Origin of the sequence: Aeromonas sp. QDB23, from assembly GCF_027707745.1 — a bacterium.
Taxonomy (GTDB): Bacteria; Pseudomonadota; Gammaproteobacteria; order Enterobacterales; family Aeromonadaceae; genus Aeromonas; species Aeromonas allosaccharophila.
Window position 1 is genome coordinate 1 of sequence record NZ_JAPCJA010000026.1, and the last position, 19859, is coordinate 19859.

General features: G+C 61.2%; 13 protein-coding genes. 2 read left to right on the plus strand and 11 right to left on the minus strand.

Annotation, left to right across the window (positions count from 1 at the left end; translation table 11 throughout):
- Positions 1-318: 318 nt before the first annotated feature.
- Positions 319-1656, minus strand: coding sequence for an N-succinylarginine dihydrolase (gene astB, locus PG888_RS12430; protein ID WP_182937994.1), 1338 nt, complete (start codon positions 1654-1656; stop codon positions 319-321).
- Positions 1657-2011: 355 nt separating this feature from the next.
- On the opposite strand from astB, the gene topA reads away from it, so the two are divergent.
- Positions 2012-4633 (plus strand): type I DNA topoisomerase, encoded by a 2622-nt coding sequence (gene topA, locus PG888_RS12435; protein ID WP_182937993.1) that lies wholly within the window; start codon positions 2012-2014, stop codon positions 4631-4633.
- A 94-nt stretch (positions 4634-4727) separates the two neighbouring features.
- Positions 4728-4892 carry a hypothetical protein gene (locus tag PG888_RS12440; RefSeq protein ID WP_162851498.1) on the plus strand — a complete coding sequence of 55 codons (165 nt, stop codon included), beginning with the start codon at positions 4728-4730 and terminating at the stop codon, positions 4890-4892.
- Positions 4893-4908: 16 nt separating this feature from the next.
- On the opposite strand, the gene PG888_RS12445 is transcribed toward PG888_RS12440, so the two are convergent.
- The 10 genes from PG888_RS12445 to PG888_RS12490 form a co-directional block, all read right to left on the minus strand.
- On the minus strand, positions 4909-5253 hold the full coding sequence (locus PG888_RS12445; RefSeq protein WP_270693468.1) for an MGMT family protein: 345 nt from the start codon (positions 5251-5253) through the stop codon (positions 4909-4911).
- A gap of 156 nt (positions 5254-5409) precedes the next feature.
- Complete coding sequence (locus tag PG888_RS12450; RefSeq protein WP_182937992.1) at positions 5410-7275, minus strand: beta-N-acetylhexosaminidase; 1866 nt, start codon at positions 7273-7275, stop codon at positions 5410-5412.
- Positions 7260-8132 (minus strand): BadF/BadG/BcrA/BcrD ATPase family protein, encoded by an 873-nt coding sequence (locus PG888_RS12455; RefSeq protein ID WP_182937991.1) that lies wholly within the window; start codon positions 8130-8132, stop codon positions 7260-7262. Before PG888_RS12455 ends, PG888_RS12450 begins: the two co-directional genes overlap by 16 nt.
- A gap of 128 nt (positions 8133-8260) precedes the next feature.
- Positions 8261-10018: a glycoside hydrolase family 9 protein gene (locus tag PG888_RS12460; protein WP_182937990.1), complete on the minus strand. Its 1758-nt coding sequence runs from the start codon at positions 10016-10018 to the stop codon at positions 8261-8263.
- Between the two features lie 114 nt (positions 10019-10132).
- Positions 10133-11125: an ABC transporter ATP-binding protein gene (locus PG888_RS12465; RefSeq protein ID WP_042061369.1), complete on the minus strand. Its 993-nt coding sequence runs from the start codon at positions 11123-11125 to the stop codon at positions 10133-10135.
- Positions 11126-11136: 11 nt separating this feature from the next.
- Complete coding sequence (locus PG888_RS12470; protein ID WP_042658671.1) at positions 11137-12156, minus strand: ABC transporter ATP-binding protein; 1020 nt, start codon at positions 12154-12156, stop codon at positions 11137-11139.
- Positions 12153-13073 carry an ABC transporter permease gene (locus PG888_RS12475; protein ID WP_042061373.1) on the minus strand — a complete coding sequence of 307 codons (921 nt, stop codon included), beginning with the start codon at positions 13071-13073 and terminating at the stop codon, positions 12153-12155. The genes PG888_RS12470 and PG888_RS12475 overlap by 4 nt, the downstream gene beginning before the upstream one ends.
- A gap of 1 nt (position 13074) precedes the next feature.
- A complete protein-coding gene (locus PG888_RS12480) occupies positions 13075-14058 on the minus strand; it encodes an ABC transporter permease (protein ID WP_033135896.1) in 984 nt (327 codons plus the stop codon).
- A gap of 118 nt (positions 14059-14176) precedes the next feature.
- Positions 14177-15862 carry an ABC transporter substrate-binding protein gene (locus PG888_RS12485; RefSeq protein WP_042061376.1) on the minus strand — a complete coding sequence of 562 codons (1686 nt, stop codon included), beginning with the start codon at positions 15860-15862 and terminating at the stop codon, positions 14177-14179.
- 415 nt (positions 15863-16277) lie between these two features.
- Positions 16278-19715, minus strand: a complete 3438-nt coding sequence (locus PG888_RS12490) for an ATP-binding protein (RefSeq protein ID WP_182937989.1) — start codon at positions 19713-19715, stop codon at positions 16278-16280.
- Between the last annotated feature and the right edge of the window lie 144 nt (positions 19716-19859).

Below are 19859 nucleotides of genomic sequence, written 5' to 3' on the forward strand. Positions count from 1 at the left end.
GGAGAAGGATTCGAACCTTCGAAGGCAGAGCCGTCAGATTTACAGTCTGATCCCTTTGGCCGCTCGGGAACCCCTCCCCAAGTGCGAGGCGCATACTATCAGATCCAGAGGCTTTGTGAACCCCTTGATGAGGCTTCTGGCAGTAAAAAATGACTGTTCGTCGATTTTTTGATACATCCAGCTCAAAATTCAAGCTTATCAGCAAGTTGTGCGCTGCTTTTCTGCACAAAGCAGCATGTGTGCAAGCTGGCGATCGCGCTGAACATGAGGCAGATAAGAGAAGGCCGCCAGTGTCGGCGGTCTTCCCGGGCCTCACATCTAGCGCTGGAACGGGTAGACCGAACCCAGTCTCAAGATCTGGGTCAGCTCGTCCAGTGCGCTGCGGGACTCCTGCACCAGCGCCGGATCCCGCAGATCGTCGAGGGTCAGGCGGTCGCGGTAGTGGCGATCCACCCAGCCGTCGAGGCGAGCAAACTGGCTGTCGTTGATCAGGCAGGCCGGATTGACCGCAGCGAGTTCCTGATCGTTCATGGCGACCCGCAGCCGCAGGCAGGCCGGGCCGCCGCCATTGCGCATGCTCTGTTTCACATCCATGTAATGCACCGTCTTGATCGGGGTACCCTGCGTTAGCAGCTTGTCGAGATAGGCAGAGACCGCCGGATTGTCGCGGCACTCGGTGGGGGCGATGATCGCCATCTCGCCATTGGGCAGGGTGAGGATCTGGGTGTTGAACAGGTAGGATTTCACCGCATCCAGCACGGAGACCTCGGCGGTCGGCACTTCGATAAAGTGCAGATCCCCCTCACCAAACTTGCCGCTGATCTCGGCCAGCACCGCCTCAGTGTTGAGGAACGCTTGTTGGTGGAAGAACAGCACGTTCTGGTTGCCCACCGCGATCACGTCGTTATGGAACACCCCCTGATCGATCACCTCCGGGTTTTGCTGGATAAACACCACGCTCTCCTCGCCAAGGCCGTGCAGGCGGGCGATGGCCTGGCTCGCTTCCAGGGTCTGGCGTGCCGGGTAGCGCGTCGGCGCCGGGCGGGAGTGATCAAAGGCGCTGCGGCCATAGACAAACAGCTCGACGCCTGCCTCGCCATAGGCACGGCACAGGCGGGTGTGGTTGGCGGCGCCCTCGTCGCCGAAGTGATCATTTTCCGGCAGATGGAGGTGGTGGCTGAAGTGGCGATCGTTGTTGAACACGGCGCGCAGGATACGGCCCGTGACGTCCGGCTCCAGGGAGCGGTGAAACTTGTTGGTCAGGTTGGCGGGTGTGAAGTGAATGCGGCCATCCTGGGTATCGGCACTGGGAGAGACTGTGGCGGCGTTGGCGGTCCACATGCTGGAGGCCGAATAGCAGGCAGCCAGTACGGCGGGAGCCTGTTTGGCGGCCTGCTCCAGCACCCGGGCATCGTTGCCGCTAAAGCCGAGGCGGCGCAGGGTGGCGAGATCGGGACGCTCTTGTGGCGCCAGTACCCCCTGGGTCATGCCAAGCTCGGTCAGCGCCTTCATCTTGCGCAGCCCCTGTTTGGCGGCCTCTTTCGGATTGGAAGCCTCCTGGGCATTGCTCTGGGAGGCAACGTTGCCGTAGGAGAGGCCGGCATAGTTATGAGTCGGGCCGACCAGACCGTCGAAATTGACCTCGAAGTGCTTCATTGAGTACATCCTTTCGATTTTTATGATGGGTAGCGGTTCCTTCCGCGCACAATGCGTCGGGGTTGGGCCATTATAAAGAGATTTTATGTTTTTGTAACAAGCCGGTAACCAGCAGACGTTTTTATGTCGTTTCAGATATAAAAAGAGGGGCGGTATGGCAGAAAATTGAAAAAGCGGTTGCGTCTGGCCCGCACCCTTCGCATTAATAAATAAAGAAGCAATAAAAGAAGCCGTGTGGTTCGGGCTGGTCAGGCAAATTTGCTCACAAGATTGCTTTTTCGCGCCAAATCTCTTATACAGCCCCACAAAACCGCACACCAACCCCGTCGGGTGCAATGAGGATAATAGTTACAGCATGGGCAAATCACTGGTCATAGTGGAGTCTCCGGCCAAGGCCAAGACGATCAACAAATATCTGGGCAAGGACTACGTGGTGAAATCCAGCGTGGGTCATGTTCGCGATCTGCCCACCAGCGGCAGCGCCAGCACCGAGCCCAAGAAACCTGTCATTCGCGGCATCAAGTTGAGCGAAACCGAGAAGGCTGCCAAGGATCGCAAGGCCCTGTTTGCCCGGATGGGTATCAATCCGACCGCTGGCTGGCAGGCTAACTACCAGATTTTGCCCGGCAAGGAGAAGGTGGTCAGCGAGTTGCAAAGTCTGGCCGAGAAAGCCGACACCATCTATCTCGCAACCGACTTGGATAGAGAAGGAGAGGCGATCGCCTGGCACCTGCGCGAGATCATCGGTGGCGACGATAGCCGCTACAAGCGCGTGGTGTTCAACGAGATCACCAAGAGCGCCATCAAGGAGGCGTTCGCCCAGCCGTCCGAACTCAATATTGACCGCGTCAATGCCCAGCAGGCCCGTCGTTTCCTCGACCGCGTGGTGGGTTACATGGTCTCCCCGCTCTTGTGGAAGAAGCTGGCTCGCGGTCTCTCCGCCGGTCGGGTGCAGTCCGTTGCGGTGCGCCTCATTGTCGATAAAGAGCGCGAAATCAAGGCGTTCGTACCGGTCGAGTTCTGGGATCTCAATGCCGATCTGCTGACCGGTGACAAGGCTGATCTGCGGATGGAAGTGGTCAGCCGCAACGGCGCCGACTTCAAGCCGGTAACCCAGGCCGAGACCTTCGCCGCCGTGGCGGCCCTGGAAGGGGTCGACTACAAGGTGGTGAACCGGGAAGACAAGCCGACCGGCTCCAAGCCCTCAGCCCCCTTCATCACCTCCACCCTGCAGCAGGCGGCCTCTACCCGTCTGAGCTTCGGGGTCAAGAAGACCATGATGATGGCCCAGCGTCTGTATGAAGCGGGTTACATCACCTATATGCGTACCGACTCCACCAACCTCAGCAAAGAGGCGGTTGAAGCGGTGCGTGAATATATCGGCGAGCAGTATGGCGCAGCCTATCTGCCGGCCGAGCCGAATCTCTATGGTTCCAAGGCGGGCGCCCAGGAAGCGCATGAGGCGATCCGTCCCTCCAGCGTGCTGGTCACGTCCGAGATGCTGGAAGGCATGGAGCCGGATGCCATGCGTCTGTACGATCTCATCTGGCGTCAGTTTGTTGCCTGCCAGATGACCCCGGCCCAGTACGACTCCTCCACCCTGACCGTCAAGGCGGGTGAGTTCGAGCTCAAGGCTCGTGGCCGTACCCTGCGCTTCGCCGGTTGGACCAAGGCGCTGCCGCCGATGGGCCGCAAGGGTGAAGATAGCCAGCTGCCTGCGGTGACCGTGGGCGAGGTACTGAAACTGGTCAAGCTGGATCCCCGTCAGCACTTCACCAAGCCGCCTGCCCGCTTTACCGAAGCAGCGCTGGTGCGCGAGCTGGAAAAACGCGGCATCGGCCGTCCGTCTACCTACGCTTCCATTATCTCCACCATCGTCGATCGCGGTTATGTGCGAGTCGAGAGCCGTCGTTTCTTCGCCGAGAAGATGGGCGAGATCGTCACCGATCGTCTGGTGGAGAACTTCGTCGAGCTGATGAACTACGAGTTCACTGCCAAGATGGAAGACAAGCTCGATGGCATCGCCGAAGGGACGCTGGAGTGGAAGAAGGTGCTCGATGCCTTCTACGCCGAGTTTACCCAGGAGCTGGAGAAGGCCGACAAGGCGCCCGAAGAGGGCGGCATGCGTGCCAACCAGATGGTGATGACCGATATTGACTGCCCGGATTGCGGCCGCAAGATGGGTATTCGTACCGCCACCACCGGCGTGTTCCTCGGCTGCTCCGGCTATGCCCTGCCGCCGAAAGAGCGCTGCAAGAAGACCATCAACCTGGTCTCTGCCGACGAGTTCGTCTCCACCACTGACGGTGATGAAGCAGAAACCGAAGCGCTGCGCGCCAAGCACCGCTGCGGCGTGTGTGGCACAGCGATGGATGCCTACATCATCGACGACAGTCGCAAGCTGCACGTCTGTGGTCGCAACCCGGACTGCGATGGCTATGAAATCGAGAAGGGCCAGTTCAAGCTCAAGGGCTACGAAGGGCCGAGCATCGAGTGCGACCGTTGCGGAGCAGAGATGCAGCTCAAGAACGGCCGTTTCGGCAAGTACATGGGTTGTACCAACGAAACCTGCAAGAACACCCGCAAGATCCTGAAAAACGGCGACATCGCGCCGCCGAAAGAGGATCCGGTGCCGCTGCCTGAGCTCAAGTGCACCCAGTCCGACGCCCACTTCGTTCTGCGTGACGGGGCTGCCGGTCTGTTCCTGGCGGCCAGCAACTTCCCCAAATCTCGCGAGACCCGCGCGCCGCTGGTGGAAGAGCTGCAACGCTTCAAGGACCGCATCTCCGCCAAGCACAAGTATCTGGCCGGTGCCCCGCTCACCGATCCGGACGGCAACCCCGCCATCGTGCGCTTCAGTCGCAAGACCAAGGAGCAGTACGTGATGAGCGAGGTCAACGGCAAGGCGACCGGTTGGACCGCGCACTACGATAACGGTACGTGGCAAGAGAGCTTGCCCAAGCCGAAGAAAGCGTGATGAAAAGAGGCCCCGACATGGGGCCTCTTTGCTTATGGATAGCGGTATACTGAGACAGCTGCAAGGAGTGTAGCGTTGTAACAAGGAGGTTGATATGGAGATTAACGAGATCCGGCCGGGCATGAGCTGCATGACCCGGGAAGGGGCGGCCTATGTGCTGGAGGTGGACCGGCAGAGCCTGCTGGTGCTGCTGCAGCGCGAGGACGAGACCATACCGGTGCAGGTGCGCAGCGAAGAGATCCTGGCGCCGCTGGAGTGATCCGGCAGTGACCCCCTCAAAACGGCAGTAGAAAAAGCAGCTCGGCCAAGTCGGGCTGCCATTGCCACTCCTTCATTCTGACCCGTCCCCCGATCACCACGCCCCCCTCTTGCTGCAGGCGTCCCGTCTGTTCGGCAAAGCCTTGCGATCCTTTGGGTAGCGAGATGGTGCCCGCCGCGCCCAGCACCCGATGCCACGGCAGTACTTTATCGGTTTCCCGCAGCACCTTGCCCACCAGTCTTGCCCGTCCGGGCAGCCCGGCCAGATCGGCCACCTGACCATAGCTGACCACTCTGCCAGCCGGGATCAGGGCGATGATCGCCTCGATTCTGGCCACTTTTTCATGGGAGGGGTGAAACATGGATGCCTGTTGTTGCTGTAGTTGCTGTTGTTCGGATGGGTCATTGTGGCCTCTTGGCGTAGCCGGGAGCAAGGGGGCGGGGAGTGGGCGGAATATCGGATATCTGGGGCTGAAATGAAAAAAGGCGGCCGATTGGCCGCCAAAATAGAGACAACATTACCTCTGTGGTATCCGGTAGCGCACCTGCAACTGATCGAGAATCTGCAACTGGCCCGGCAGGCGGGCGGCGAAGTGATCCCAGCCCTTGTGGGCGGGATCGCTCCAGGCCACCTCGGCCGTGGCCAGCATACGCGGGAACAACATGTAGTCGAGACGATCACGGCTGGTGATCAATTCTGACCACAAGGGGCTCAGCACCCCGAGGATGTTATCGTTGGCATGGAAATCGGCTGGCGCAGGATCGCACGCATAGACCTGCTCCAGATTGAGGGTCCCCGCCCAGTAGAGGCCGGGTTCATGAATATCGGCGCTCCAGGCCAGATCCAGATAGAGGGACTGGGCGGGCGCCATCACCACCGGATAACCGGCTGCCGCGGCGTCCAGCCCCGCCTGGAAGCTGGTCCAGGCACAGACGGCGGCTTTGCGGCTCACCTTGTCGCCGTGCAGGATCTCCTCCCAACCGATCATCCGCTTGCCCTTGTCGGCCAGATAGCGCTGGCAGTGACGCAGCAGATGGCCCTGCAGCTCGCGGCAGTCGGCGTAGCCCTGCTTGGCCATCAGCTGTTGGCAGGCGGGGCTGTCGGTCCAGACACCGGTCGGCACCTCGTCACCGCCCATGTGGATCTGCGGGCCGGGGAAGAGTTCACACACCTCGTCCAGCACCGTTTCAAGGAAGCGGTAGGTGCCGGGCAGGGCGGGGTTGAGCACGTTGTCATCAAAATGCTGAACCGAGAGGTAGCGGGAGTGATCCGCCGTTTCCACCAGCAGCTCGGGCAGTGCCTTGATGGCGGCGTGGCAGTGGCCCGGAATGTCGATCTCGGGAATGACGGTGATGCCGAGCTCACTGGCATAACTCACCAGCTCCTTCACCTCGCTCTGGGTGTAGTAGCCGCCATAGGGCTCGGCGCCGCCGCTGAGCTGGGGGCCGATCGCCAGATCGTGGCCGCGCCAGGCGCCCACGTCAGTCAGAGCCGGGAAGGCCTTGATCTCGATCCGCCACCCCTCGTCATCGGTCAGGTGCCAGTGGAAGCGGTTGAACTTGTAGAGGCTCATCAGCTTGAGCAGGCGCTTGATGGTTGCCGGAGTGTGGAAGTGGCGGGCACAGTCGAGAAAAATGCCGCGAAAGCCAAAGCGCGGGGCATCCTCCAGCGTGACGCAGGGCAGGCTCTCCCCATGTTGCAGATACCACTGGGCCAGAGTGACCAGCCCATGACGCCAGCCTGCTTCGTCGGCAGCGGAAATCACCACCTCCTGTGGCGTGATGGTGAGTTGATAGGCTTCGGGGGCCAGTTTGGCCTCGGTCAGCCGGATTTCGGCGTCGTGATCCTGCTCCAGCGCCAGCGACGTTAGCTCGTTGAAGTGGGCCAGCAGACCCGGTACATCGCGGGGGGCGCTGACATGGGCCCGCTCGGCCAGCCGGAAGTTCCCCTCCAGCAGCACTTGATGAGCCGGTTGCGGCACTATGCCAAGCAGCGGCTCGACTTCGGGCAGGTCGGGGCGGGTTACCGGCGGGTTCTCCAGTCCGAGATCCTGCGCCGCCAGCGTCACCGGCAGCAGCTGGGCACCGGTGGTGGCCTCCGGCAGGCTGAGGAAGAACCCTTGCGGCATGTCGGAGAGCTTCTTGATGGGGGTCTGGCGGCAGCAAAAGCGCAGCTCGCAGCTACCCGCTTGCGGGACAATCACCTTGTAGCTGCCGCTTTGGCGCTCCAGCTCGCCCCCTTGCAGTGAGTCAGGGTCGATATGGCGGGCCAGACAGAAGTGCAGCTTCCACTGGGTATCCGGCATGCGGGAGAGGGTGAAGGTGAACCAGACATCCTCGCCGTCACGTCGGGCGACCTGGGTGTGGATCAGGGGTGTAGACATGGAAAATCCTCTGATTGGGCAAACAGGATGGCGCCATCGAGCGCATCTGCCTGGGGGGGGATCAGGTTGAGCTGGCCGAGACGGGGAGCGAGGCGCGAGCCAATCCCCCCCAGCAGGGCGATCTGGCTGGCACCGAGCTGGGTCATCCCGTCCAGCAGGATCCGCAGCTGTTCGCAGGTTTCGTCCAGCAGCTGGTTGGCTAGCTCGTCGCCATCGCTGGCGGCATCGAATACCCAGGGGGCAAAGTGGCCATAGTCGGCCGGAATGGCGCGGGCGGCCCAGCGCACTACTTCCGCCTGATCCCGCTTGAAGCGATCCATCAAGCGGATGGCGAGGGTGCTGGGAGGCAGAATTCCGTCGTGGCAGAGTAGGGATTGCTGGATGGCGCGCAGCCCCAGCCAAGCGCCGCTGCCTATGTCCGAAATGGGGAAGCCGCGGCCGGAGCAGGTGCGAATTTGACCTGCGTGATAGAGCAGCCCCACCGAGCCGGTACCGGCGATGAGGATGGCCCCCTCACGGCCACCAAAGGCGCCGAGGCAGGCGCCGAAGGCATCGGAGGTGAGCCTGACGCTGGCAAAGGGGAAGGGCATGGCGAGCATGGCGTGATAGCAGTCGGCCAGCTCGGCGGAGGCGAGCGCCAGCCCGACCCCCATCTGTTGTTCACTCTCGATGCCGAGCCCGGCGGCAAGGCGGGCGCTGGCGATGGCGGCCAGCACATTGGCGTGGGCATGGGGGATGCCCAGCTCCAGATTGGAGCCTGCCGCGCGCCCCTCGCCAAGCAGCTTGCCGGCCCGATCGCGAATGCGGGCGCGGGTGTGGGTGCCCCCGCCATCGACCCCGACCCAGAACTCAATCATGGCGGCCTCCCTGCTCATTTCGATCACTCAGGGCACTCTGCCAGCTGATGGCCAGAGCAAACCAGGCTGGCTGTATGGAGGATCCACTACTCTCCCCAATGCCAATGATGCTCGAGCTTGAGCCGATCTCAATCATGGTGCTCTCCCAGCTCATTTCGAGCACTCAGGGCGCTCTGCCAGCTGATGGCCAGGGCAAACCAGGCGGCGTGGGGGATCCACTGCTCGCCCCAGCGCCAGTTCTGATCCAGCCGATCCTTGTACGCTTCTGGGATGAATGCCACATCGTTTTCGTCATCAAACCCGGCGGTGATGCCGTTGCATATCCCCCCCTGCGCATTGGGATACCCGGTGGTATAGGCGGGGTTGTTGATGCCGTGACCCGCCAGCATGCAGGCGTTGAACGGGTTCTGCCCGAGGATCCAGTCGAGCTGGTGCTGGCCGAAGGTGAGCAGCGGCTTGCGTTGGCTCGGCAGCTGGGCAGCGGCGGCAAACGCCATGGTCGCCAGCGACGCGAGGCGGGCGTTCTCTCCCTGCCACCAGTAACCGGATTCGTTGTTATGGGGGATAAAGAAGCTGACGCGCGGCGCTTCATCCACCCCTTTCACATATTGGCGGGCGAGGGAGAAGGGGTTGCCCGCCCGGGCGCAGAGCGTCAGCTCGGCGGCCAGTGCCTGCTCTACCACGGTTTGCACCCGGGCCTTGTGCTCCTGATCCGGCTCTACACCTAAATATTCCAGCAGCGCCAGCACCGGCAGCCCCGCCTCGGCGGCGTGGTAGTAGGGGCGCGAGCCATCCTCGTTGGCCGACCAGTAGTGACCCAGCTCCGGATGAATGCGCTGGTGGGCGCAGAGCTTGCTGGCGCGGGCTCTTGCCTCATTCAGCCACTCGGCGCCAAAGGTGCGGGTCAGTTCCACCGCTGCCAGCAGGGCGCAGTAGTCGTCGATGATGTTTTCGACCCCGTCATCAAGATAGGCGAGGTTGTGCTCGCACAGGTGCTGGTAGCCGCGTTTGGCCGCCTCGGCGTAGCGGCTGGCATCGAAGTCGCCACTGACGCTCTCGCGGGCGGCGCGGGCCAGCGCGGCGATGGCCATGCCGCCCCCTTGGCGGAAACCCGCCTGCCAGTTGGCGGATTTGATCCCCTGTTGGGTGGCATAGGCACACAGCTCCCGCTGGGCGGGATCCTTGCTCCACTTGTCGAACAGGGTCATGTAGAAGAAGCCCGACTCATCCTGCATCCGGCAGAGGAAATCGGCGCCGTGCAGCGCCTCGTCATTGAGCCGCTTGCAGAGGTTCACCCCGTCGATATCGCGGCGCGGGGCCAAGAGTTCGCGGCATTTGAGCAGGGCCCACACCACCATGGGGGTCTGCTGGGGATTGAGGTAGTTGGCGTAGGAGAGGTGGCTCAGGTATTTGCTCATGTCGCCGCTGGCATCGAACCAGCCGCCGTGCACATCTTTGTGCTGGTCGGTGCCAAACAGACGAGCGTTGCGGTCGGCACGATCAAAGGTGCCGCTGGCGCGCTGTCCCTTGAAGTAGTGAATAACGTCCGAGAGGCAGCGGCTGGCCAGCAGATCCTGGCCGATGGCAAAACGGGTCGAGCGGACAATGCGCTGTTCTGTGGCGGCTGCGCCGATGGGGGCCGTGATCGCCTCCAGCCGGTAGTGGCCGGGCTCCTTGAAGGCAGAGAAGTCGGCGCTTAGGTAAGTGCGGCCCTGCCAGCCGGGCACGCTGCCAGCCGCTTGCAGCGGGGTTTCAAACAGGATCTGGCCATCATCTAGGCGTTGCAGCCTGACATAGCCGCCGAGATCATGGGCGGGGGTGGTTTGCAGCAGGGCGACCTTGTGGCCGTCGCACTCGTAGCCCACCTGATTGATCAAGAGTTCCATCAACTTCTTACTCCTGTGGTTCACCGCCGAACGGTGAGGCACATCACGGGGCTGTGGCCGCCCCGTATCGAGGCATGGCCGGACAGGGCTGTCCGGCCGGTCTAAGACTCACCATCACTCGTAGAGGTAGCAGCGCACGAAGTGGTTGTCGGCAAGCTTGGTGATGGCAGGCAGCGCCTCCTTGCAGCGGGGCATCGCCTGATTGCAGCGCCCGGCAAACGGGCAGCCACAGGATTCCGGCGTCCAGAGCGGGATCTCCCCCTTGCGGCCCCCCTCCAGCTCGGCGTGGATGCTCTTCTCGGGGTCGGGCACCGCCGAGATGAGCAGCTGGGTGTAGGGGTGCTGCGGGTGGTGCAGGATCTCGTCCACCTCGCCCCACTCCACCATGTGACCCACATACATCACCGCCAGATCTTCCGCCACATAGCGGGCGGTGGCGATGTCGTGGGTGATGTAGAGCATGGAGACCCCCAGCTCGTTCTTCATCTGCTCCATCAGGTTGAGGATGCCGATGCGAATGGAGACATCGAGCATGGAGGTGGGTTCGTCTGCCAGCACCACTTCCGCCTCCACCGCCAGATTGCGGGCGATGTTGACCCGCTGGCGCTGGCCGCCGGAGAGCTGGTGCGGATATTTGGCCGCAGTCGCCTTGGCGGGGGTCAGGCCGACCTTTTCCAGCAGTGCGTGGACCATGTCGGGCAGATCTTTCTTGTCGATCACCTTGCTGTGCAGCAGCAGGGGGCGGGCGATGTGGTGATAGATGGTGTGGGTCGGGTTCAATGAACCGAACGGATCTTGCCACACCATCTGCACGCTCTGGCGATAGTCCAGCAGGGCGGTGCCCTTGTTGAACTCCTCCAGATCGTGGCCGCGATAGAGAATGCGCCCGGCACTGAGCTTGTACATCTTGGCGATGATCTTGGCGATGGTGCTCTTGCCGGAGCCCGACTCACCGACCACCGCCAGGGCGCGGCCCCGGTGCAGGTTGAAGGTGATGTCGGACAGCGCCCGCATCTTGCCACTCTTGATGGCATTGGAGTTGATGGGGAAGTCCTTGTAGAGGTGCTGGACTTCGATGATGGGTGCATCGGTTTTGGCGATTTGCATGACAGACATCCTTAACAGCCAGCGGCCTTGTCCAGATAGATCACGGAATCTTGTTGCCGCCCCTGCTCTTCATAGAGGTGGCAGGCGGTCTGTTGCCCGGGGCGGATTTCGGCCAACTTGGTGTACTCCTGACGGCAGCGATCGTGCACCTTGCCGCAGCGGGCCTGAAAGCGGCAGCCGACCGGCACCTCCAGCAGGTTGAGCGGGGTGCCCGGGATCCCCTCCAGCACCGTCTTCGGCCCGTGCAGGGGCGGGAAGGAGTTGCCGAGTCCCTTGGTATAGGGGTGCAGCGGCGCGGTCAGGATCGCCTTGGAGGGGGCGACTTCAATCAGTTCGCCGGCATACATGATGCCGATGCGATCGCAGAACTCCACCATCAAGGAGAGGTCGTGGGTGATGAACAGAATGGAGAAGTTGAACTTCTCTTTCAGGGCATAGACCTTCTGCAGGATCTCCCGCTGCACCACCACGTCGAGCGCCGTGGTTGGCTCATCCATGATCAAGAGCTCGGGGTTGAGCGCCATGGCGATGGCGATCACCAGCCGCTGGCGCATGCCGCCGGAGAACTGGTGCGGATAATCTTTGAGCCGACTCGGGTGGATATCGACGATGGTGAGCAGCTCCTGCGCACGCTTGATCGCCTCGTAACGGGTCATGCCGGGGTTGTGGGCCAGCAGCACGTCGCAGAACTGCTCCTCCATCCGCAGCACCGGGTTCAGGGCATTCATGGCGGACTGGAACACCACCGACACCTGTTGCCAGCGGTAGGAGCGCAGCCGCTCCTCGTTGTAGTGGAGGATGTTCTCCCCCTTGAACAGGATCTCGCCACCGCTGATGTAGGCGGGTGGCTTGTGCAGCCGGGCGACCGAGAAGGCGACGGTGGACTTGCCGCAGCCCGACTCGCCGGCGAGGCCGAACACCTCACCCTGTCTGATATCGAAGCTGACCGAGTTGACGGCGCGCACGTCGCCATTTTCGGTGATGTAGTCGACGCAAAGATTGCGTACTGACAGCAGGGGATGCTTGTTCATGCTGTCTTCTCCTGTGCGGCAGAGAGCGGTGTGGCGACCGGTGTAGCCAGTTTCTTCCAGCGGTTGAGCCCTTTGTGGGAGCGCAGTTGCGGGTTGGCGATCTCGTCGATGGCGAAGTTGAGCAGGGCCAGACCGGCACCCAGGGTGGCGATGGCGAAGCAGGGGGCCAGCACTTCCCACCAGGCGCCGATCAGGATGGCGCTGGAGGTCTGGGCGTTGTAGAGCATGATGCCCCAGCTCACCACGGTCGGGTCACCGAGACCGAGGAACTCCAGAGTAGCTTCGGTGACGATGGCGTAGATGATGGAGCCGATGAAGCTCACCCCGATGATGGAGATGAGGTTGGGCAGGATCTCCACCAGAATGATGCGCCAGGCCGGCTCGCCCAGCACTTCGGCGGCGATGACGAACTCTTTTTCGCGCAGCGCCAGGGTCTGGGCGCGGATCACCCGCGCGCCATAGGCCCACGAGGTCAACCCTATTATCACGGCAATCACCGTCGGCGACGCCTCCCCGATAAAGCTCGCCAGCACCAGTAGCAAGGGGAGGTTGGGGATCACCAGCACCACGTTCATCAGGAAGGTGAGGCACTCATCCACCAGACCACCGAAGTAACCGGCGGTGATGCCGATGGCAACGGCCAGGGTGCAGACCAGCAGGCCTGCGCTAAAGCCCACCAGCAGCGAGATCCGGGCGCCGTTGGTGAACTGGGACCAGATATCGTGGCCCATGCGGGTGGACCCCATCACGAACTCGGTGCTGGGCGGCTGGTGCGGGCGAGCCACCCGTTTGGTCGGCTCGTTGCTGGCCAGAATGGGGGCAAAGATGGCCATCAGCACGAAGGCAACCACGATGGCGAGGCCGCAGGCGGCTTTGCGGTTGCCCAGTAATATTTTGAGGATGGTGGGCATTTGCATCTTATTTGCCTCCTGTACGCAGACGGGGATCCAGGAAGACGTAGAGCACGTCGGCCAGGAAGTTGAAGCTGAGCATGGTGATGGTCATGATGAGCAGCTGCCCCTGAATGAGCGGGTAGTCGCGCGCCAGAATGCCCTGATAGAGGGTCAGGCCCAGCCCCGGGTAGTTGAAGATCACCTCGGTGATGAGGGAGCCACCGATGACGAAGCCGAGCGCCATGGAGAGGGCGGTGACGCTGGGCAGAATGGCGTTGCGGGCGCCGTAGTTGAAGATCACCCGGTTGCTGGAGAGCCCCTTGGCCTTGGCCATGGTGATGTAATCCTCACCGAGCAGGTTGATCATGTTGTTGCGCATGGTGATGAGAAAGCCCCCCACCTGCACGATGGCCAGGGTCAGCACCGGCATGATGGCGTGGGTCATGATGCTCTTGATGTGCTCCCAGCCCCAGTCTGCCGGAATTTCCGGACTGTAGGCGTAGCCGATAGGCAGCCACTCGAGGCTGACCCCGAACAGGAACAGGGCGAGCAGGGAGACCACCACCGGCGGAATGGCCTGCATCACCAGGGTGAGCGGGGAGAGAATGCTGTCCATCCGGCCGCCGCGATACCAGGCGGCGAAGATGCCGACGATGGAACCGATGGAGAAGCTCAGGATGGTGGAGGTGCCGACCAGAAACAGGGTCCAGCCGATGGCACGGCCCAGCACGTCAGAGACCTGCTGCGGGTAGAAGCGCACCGAGGTGCCGAGATCCCAGGTGAAGACACTCTTCACATAGGTGAGAAATTGGGTGCCGATGGGGCCGTCAACAAAACCGAAGGTGGCTTTGAGCGCTTCCAGGGCGGCGGGTTCCATCATGGCGCCAGCGCGGGCAAACATAACAGATACGGGGTCGCCAGGCATGGCACGAGGTAACAGGAAGTTGATGGTGGCGGCTACCAGAAAGGCAACCAGGTAGAAGGAAAAGCGTCTCAGTATGAATCCCATGATGGTACCTTTTACTGCAAGCCTGCCCCGCGTCGGGTATAGCTACCCCAACCCCGGCAGAACCGGGCAAGAAGGGGATTAACGGGGAAGATGGCCCCCCGCAGGGGGCCGGGATTGTTTAGCTGTTTGGCTTGAGGGACAACACGTGCAGCAGACGCTCAGGGGTGTCCGGGTGGAGCTGAGGTTTGGCTACCGGGTTATCAGCACTGAACCAGCCGTTGAAGCGCTTGGTGCTGTACTCATACCAGGTCGGGTTGTTGAAGACCGGAATGATGGTCTGGTTGGCACCAACACGATCCTGGATGGCGAACATGATCTCCTTCTGCTTGGCCGCATCGGCGGTCTGGGTGAAGTCATCGATCAGCTTGTCGAGCTCGGGGTCCTTGTAACGGGGCGCGGCGAAGCGGTTGCCACGGTCACCCATGTTGCGGGAGTGGAACGCGGTCTCGAAGTACTTGTGCGGGTTGGCACCGGCAAAGTAGCCCTGCAGCGCCACATCAAAGTCGCCAGTGATGAGGTTCTCGGTCCAGACGGTCGCTTCCGGGGTAGCGGTCTTGGCGTTCAGGCCCAGCGCCTGCAGCCCTTCCACACCAATCTGTACTGTGTTGACCCAGTCGGTCCAGCCGTTCGGCACCAGTACCTTGAACTCGATCTTTTTGCAGCTCGGAGTGTCGAGGAACTTGTCGCCGTCACAATCCTTGTAGCCTGCCTCTTTCAGCAGTGCCTTGGCCCCTTCCAGATCGAACTTGTTGTACTTGCCGTACTTCTTGTCCACTTCCGGGTTGTTCCAGGAGTCAAAGGCTTTGCCCAGACCTGACGGGTACTCGTTGACGGTGGGGTAGCCGTAGCCCGCGATATCCACCATGGACTGGCGATCCATCGCCATGGAGAAGGCGCGACGGAAGTTGATGTCGTTGAAGGCTTCGTGGTTGCCCGGGTTCTTGGTCTGGAAGTTGACGTTGAACGCCACGGTACCGGAGGCCGGGAACCAGTATTTGTTATTCTTCGGATCGTTGCCGACGTAGAGGCGCTCGATGTCCGGCACGAAGGAGCCGAACCAGTCGATGTCACCCTTCATGACAGCAGCCAGCACCTGGTCGTTGGTGGCCATCTGCGGCATGCGCAGACAGTCGATGGCGAGGTTGGCGTTATCCCAGTAGTGCGGGTTGCGGCACTGGGTGTAGAGCTGGGCGGAGAAGTTGTCCACTTCGGTGAAGGGGCCAGTACCGACCGGCTTGTCGTTGGTGAAGGCAACCGGATCTTTCACCGATTTCCACTGGTGCTCCGGCACGATAGGTACCAGCACCAGATCATTCACCACGTTGGTGTTGACCTCGGTCAGGTCGAATTTGACCTTGTTGGGGGCCAGCTTCTCGACGCTCTTGATCTGGGTCCAGATTGAGCGCTCATCCAGCGCCTTGTTGGCCTTGACCAGATTGAAGGAGAAGATGATGTCATCGGCATCAAAGGCTTCGCCGTCAGACCACTTCACGCCGTCACGCAGATCGAAGGTGACGGATTTCAGGTCATCGCTGAACGCATAGTTGGTGGCCAGACGATAGACGGGTTTGCCCCCTTGCATATCGTTGAAGATCACCAGCGGTTCATAGATGAAGTGACGGGTGGTGTGCAGCAGGCCCGCTTGCAGGAAGGGGTTGAAGTTCTTGACCCACGCGGTTTCCTGTTGTGCGACCATGGTCAGCACGGTTTTGTTTTCTGCAGCCATGGCGTTGCCGGCGGCGCCGGCGAGCATCATGGTGCCCAGCATTACAGCAGTAGAGATTTTGGATACTTTGGCAAGCATATGTTTTCCTTTCTTATTTTTTTGGCATTCCCGAGGGGTCGCCTTGTTTTGTGTGAGCACCGACTTCGCATGCTGATGAAATCGGCCCTCTGTGTTGGTCAGGTGTCTAACCTTTGTCATTCTGTTTTCCAACGTCCCTAGCAAACCAGAATTAACAGGAAAACAACAACTATTGATTTCGTCGTTTTCGTAAAAATTGACGGTGTCACGTCAATCTCGTCAAAATTAATTTTTATCTGTTTAAAATCATTGGGTTGCGTTATTTGTTTTCGTGCAAAAAGTGGCTGTGAAAATGGCGTATATGACAAAATTGTGAATTGGATCGGCTCTCGATTTCGGGGTTGTGCGGGGCTTTGTTTTGCGCAAAAAGAAACCAGATTGCCAATTGTGATCCGGCCCCCGTTTAGGGCGCGGGTCACGGCTTGCGGTTGGCGAGTTGACGCAGGGTCTGGGCGCTGTGTTGCAACTGCTGGCGCTGGTGGTCATTGAGCGGGCAGTGGCCCAGCACATACTCGGTAGTGGCCACCACCGTCTTCCAGCGCGGCGACTTGGGCAGGGTATCCAGACTCAGATATTTGTCGAGGGTGCGGGTCTGCGGGCTGGATCTGTCCATATAGACCCGCCACAGCTTGCTCTTCTCCGCCAGCACGATTTTTCCCTTGCCGGTGCCCTGCTGCCAGGCATCCAGGGTGAGCTGCATGGTCTCGACCAGCGCCCGGCGCAGCGGCTCGTCATCCTGCTGGCGAATGAGGTCATCGGCCAGCGAGCGGAACTCGCCGCCAAGGCGGCTCAGCTCGCCCAGCAGCTGCTCATCCTCGATGATGGCTTGCCGCGAGAGGTTCTTGAGGGCGTTCTCCAGCGCCATTACCCGGTTTTCGTCCTGACGCTGTTCGGTACTCAGGGTGAGGGCGAAGGCGGCCTCTCCCCCCAGCGCGATGGGCAGGGCGCGGGCATTGAGCACGTCCTTCTGCCCGGCCACCAGAAATTCCAGATTATGTTCCCGCTCGCTGGCAAGGTCGGGCCACTGCTGTTGCAGCGGGGTGGCGAGCCACTCATTGAGGGGCTGCCCCTCCATAGCTTCCGGCTCCTGTCCCAGCAGGCGCGCCATCACCCGCGAGGCAAACAGCACAGTGCCTTGCTCGTCGATAAAGATCATCGGGTCGGCTCCTTCGCCGAGCAGGGCCAGCAGCCGCTGCTGATCCTGATGCAGCCGATCCTGCAGGGTGAGGCGATGTTCGATCTCCTGCTTCAACAGCCGGTTTTCCACCAGTGAGGCGCGTCCTGCCTTGGCCTCCAGCAGCGCCTTGACCCGGGCAAACAGCTCCTCCTTGCAGAAGGGTTTGACCAGATAGTCGTTGGCACCGGCCCCGAAGCCCTCCTCGATATCTTTGGGCTGGTTGAGGGCGGTGAGCAGCAGCACCGGCAGCATCTCTTTCGGGTGCTGCTCGCGCAGGCGGCGGCAGACGTCAAAACCGGAGAGGGTCGGCATCATCACGTCCAGCAGGATGAGATCCACCGGCTCCTCGGCCAGCTTGGCCAGCGCATCGTGACCGTCGCTGCTGGGCAGGATGCGGTAGCCGCAGGGCTGCAGCAGATGGCGCAGGATGTGCAGATTGATGGGCTCGTCATCCACCACCAGAATAAGCGGCGCACCCTCGGGGGGAGGGGGCAGATCGTCGCTCTCCCAGTCCGGCAGGATCAGCGGTTGCTGGCGAACCAGCTGATGCTCGATCTGGCGGCTGTCGAGGGTCAGATTGGCGGCTTTGCCGGTGGCAAGGGGCAGGGTAAAGGCGAAGGTGGAGCCGACGCTTGGCTCGCTCTCGACAAACAGCTCGCCCCCCATCAGGTGTACCAGCTGGCGGGTGATGGAGAGGCCAAGGCCCGCCCCCTGCTTGCTCACCTCCGGGCTCATCTGCACCAGCGGCTCGAAGATATGTTCCAGATGGTCGGGGGCGATGCCGATGCCGGTATCCGTGACCTTGATGCGCAGGAAGTTGTTCTCGACGATGGCACTGAGCACCACCTTGCCCTGCGGCGTGTATTTGATGGCGTTGCCCACCAGGTTGTAGAGCACCTGTTCGAGCCGCTGTTCGTCGGCCAGCACCGGCGGCAATTCGGCCGGGCTGATATCAACCAGGGTGAGGGGTTTGGCCTGCACCAGATGCTGGCAGAGATCCAGTACCAGCCGGATAACTCCTTTGGATGAGACGGGCTGGGGGTGGATCTCCAGCTGGCCGTAGCGCATCTGGTGGTAGTCGAGCAGATCGTCCACCAGACGGGCCAGGCCATCGGCGCTCTTGATGATGAGGCCGAGCTGCTTTTGCTGCCCTTCGGTCAAATCCTGCTGGCTGGCTAGCATCGACTCGGCCATCCCCTTGATGCCGTGAATGGGGGTGCGCAGCTCGTGGGAGGTGTTGGCCAGCAGTTCATCCTTGAGCTTGTCCGCCTGTTGCAGGCTGAGGTTCTGCTTGTGGGTCAGCTTGACCTGCTGTTGCAGCTCCTGGGTCTGCTGCTCGATCAGTTCGATTTTGTCCTTCACCGAGCGCTGCATATGGCGAAACGCCTCGGCCAGCCGATCGATATCATCGCCGGTGCGCTCGATGGCGATGGGGTGATCCAGCGCGCCGTCGGCCACCTGCTCGGCCGCTTCGGTCAGGGAACGCAGCGGCGCCGTGATGGAGTGGGAGAGCCAGCGGGAGAAGAGGATCAGCAGCAGTACCGAGCCCGCCCCCAGCACTATCACCAGGGTTTCCAGCTGGCGGATCGGGGCATAGGCTTCCCGGGTGGAGATCTCGGCGATAAAGGCCCACTCGGTGTCGAACACCTTCACCTGGGTGTAGGCGGCCAGCACCTCGTCATCCTGATAGGAGTAGAACAGCCCGACCCCCTGCTCGCCGGAGAGGGTCTTGGTGATGAGGGGCGTTTGCAGCGGCCGGAAGTTGGGGCTGAAGCTGTTCTCGACGCTGAACTCCGGCGCCAGCCAGGCATCGGCGCGCATCCGCTTGTCAGGGCCGATCAGGATGGTCTCGCCGGTCTCGCCCAGCCCCTCCCGCTCCGCCATGATCTGGTTGAGCTTGTCCGGCAGCAGCTCGAAAATCACCACTCCGCGCACATAGTCGTACTGCATCACGGGCGCCGCCATGTAGGCGACCACCTGCCCGGTCAGCTCGTTGCGGCCAAAATCGGTGAACTCGAAGATCTGCTGCGGCTTCTGGCCACCATCGAGGCGGCGTTTGATCTTGGCGAAGGTCTGCCCCAAGCCGCTGCCCTGATAGGGGCCGGAGAGCAGATTAGTGGCAAAGTTGGGATGCTTGGTGACCGAGTAGACCACATCACCGTTGAGGTCCACCAGAAAGATGTCGCTGTAGTTGGACTTGCGCACCATGTCGGCATAGCCGCGATGAAAGCGCTGGTGTACCCGGCCATACATCTCGTCGGCGAGGATCAGGGCACTGATGGAGGGTTCGATCTCCACCTGGCTGTCCGGTTTGCGCAGTTGATCCCAGGTGCCGGGCAGATAACGGGCCTGGGCGCGGCTGCGGGCCTCCTGCGGCGTGGTGCCCAGTTTCTCGAAGGCACCGGTAAAGCCATAGAAACGGCCGATACTGTTGCCGGCGAAATCCTGCTGGGAGAAGTTGATGATCTGCTCTTTGAGGTTGTTGAAGTAATCCTCGAGCTGACTCTTCTTGATATTACGGACGGAGACCAGATGGTTGGAGGTCTGGGTGGTGAGATCCTTGCCGTGGCTGTAGAGGAAGAAGAGGGTGATGACCAAAAATGGCACCATCCCCAACATGAAAAAAGCCAGCATTAGCTGCGGTCTGAGTCCACGAAGCTTGAAGATCCATTTCATCTTGTGATTTTCAATTGAGAATCCGGTTATTAAGCCGCTCAAGTCTCGAACGAAAGCGTAATCATTTCAACGACTTTATCCCAAATTCGCTTGGTGGGTCACAGCTGGATGGAGAAAATTGCAGCAAGCCGTCTAAACCCTGAG

Coding starts and splice junctions, on each gene's coding strand:
- PG888_RS12440 (WP_162851498.1), top strand. CDS start 4,728: ATGGAGATTAACGAGATCCGGCCGGGCATGAGCTGCATGACCCGGGAA.
- PG888_RS12465 (WP_042061369.1), bottom strand. CDS start 11,125: ATGCAAATCGCCAAAACCGATGCACCCATCATCGAAGTCCAGCACCTC.
- PG888_RS12470 (WP_042658671.1), bottom strand. CDS start 12,156: ATGAACAAGCATCCCCTGCTGTCAGTACGCAATCTTTGCGTCGACTAC.
- topA (WP_182937993.1), top strand. CDS start 2,012: ATGGGCAAATCACTGGTCATAGTGGAGTCTCCGGCCAAGGCCAAGACG.
- PG888_RS12450 (WP_182937992.1), bottom strand. CDS start 7,275: ATGTCTACACCCCTGATCCACACCCAGGTCGCCCGACGTGACGGCGAG.
- PG888_RS12490 (WP_182937989.1), bottom strand. CDS start 19,715: ATGAAATGGATCTTCAAGCTTCGTGGACTCAGACCGCAGCTAATGCTG.
- PG888_RS12455 (WP_182937991.1), bottom strand. CDS start 8,132: ATGATTGAGTTCTGGGTCGGGGTCGATGGCGGGGGCACCCACACCCGC.
- astB (WP_182937994.1), bottom strand. CDS start 1,656: ATGAAGCACTTCGAGGTCAATTTCGACGGTCTGGTCGGCCCGACTCAT.
- PG888_RS12480 (WP_033135896.1), bottom strand. CDS start 14,058: ATGGGATTCATACTGAGACGCTTTTCCTTCTACCTGGTTGCCTTTCTG.
- PG888_RS12445 (WP_270693468.1), bottom strand. CDS start 5,253: ATGTTTCACCCCTCCCATGAAAAAGTGGCCAGAATCGAGGCGATCATC.
- PG888_RS12485 (WP_042061376.1), bottom strand. CDS start 15,862: ATGCTTGCCAAAGTATCCAAAATCTCTACTGCTGTAATGCTGGGCACC.
- PG888_RS12460 (WP_182937990.1), bottom strand. CDS start 10,018: ATGGAACTCTTGATCAATCAGGTGGGCTACGAGTGCGACGGCCACAAG.
- PG888_RS12475 (WP_042061373.1), bottom strand. CDS start 13,073: ATGCAAATGCCCACCATCCTCAAAATATTACTGGGCAACCGCAAAGCC.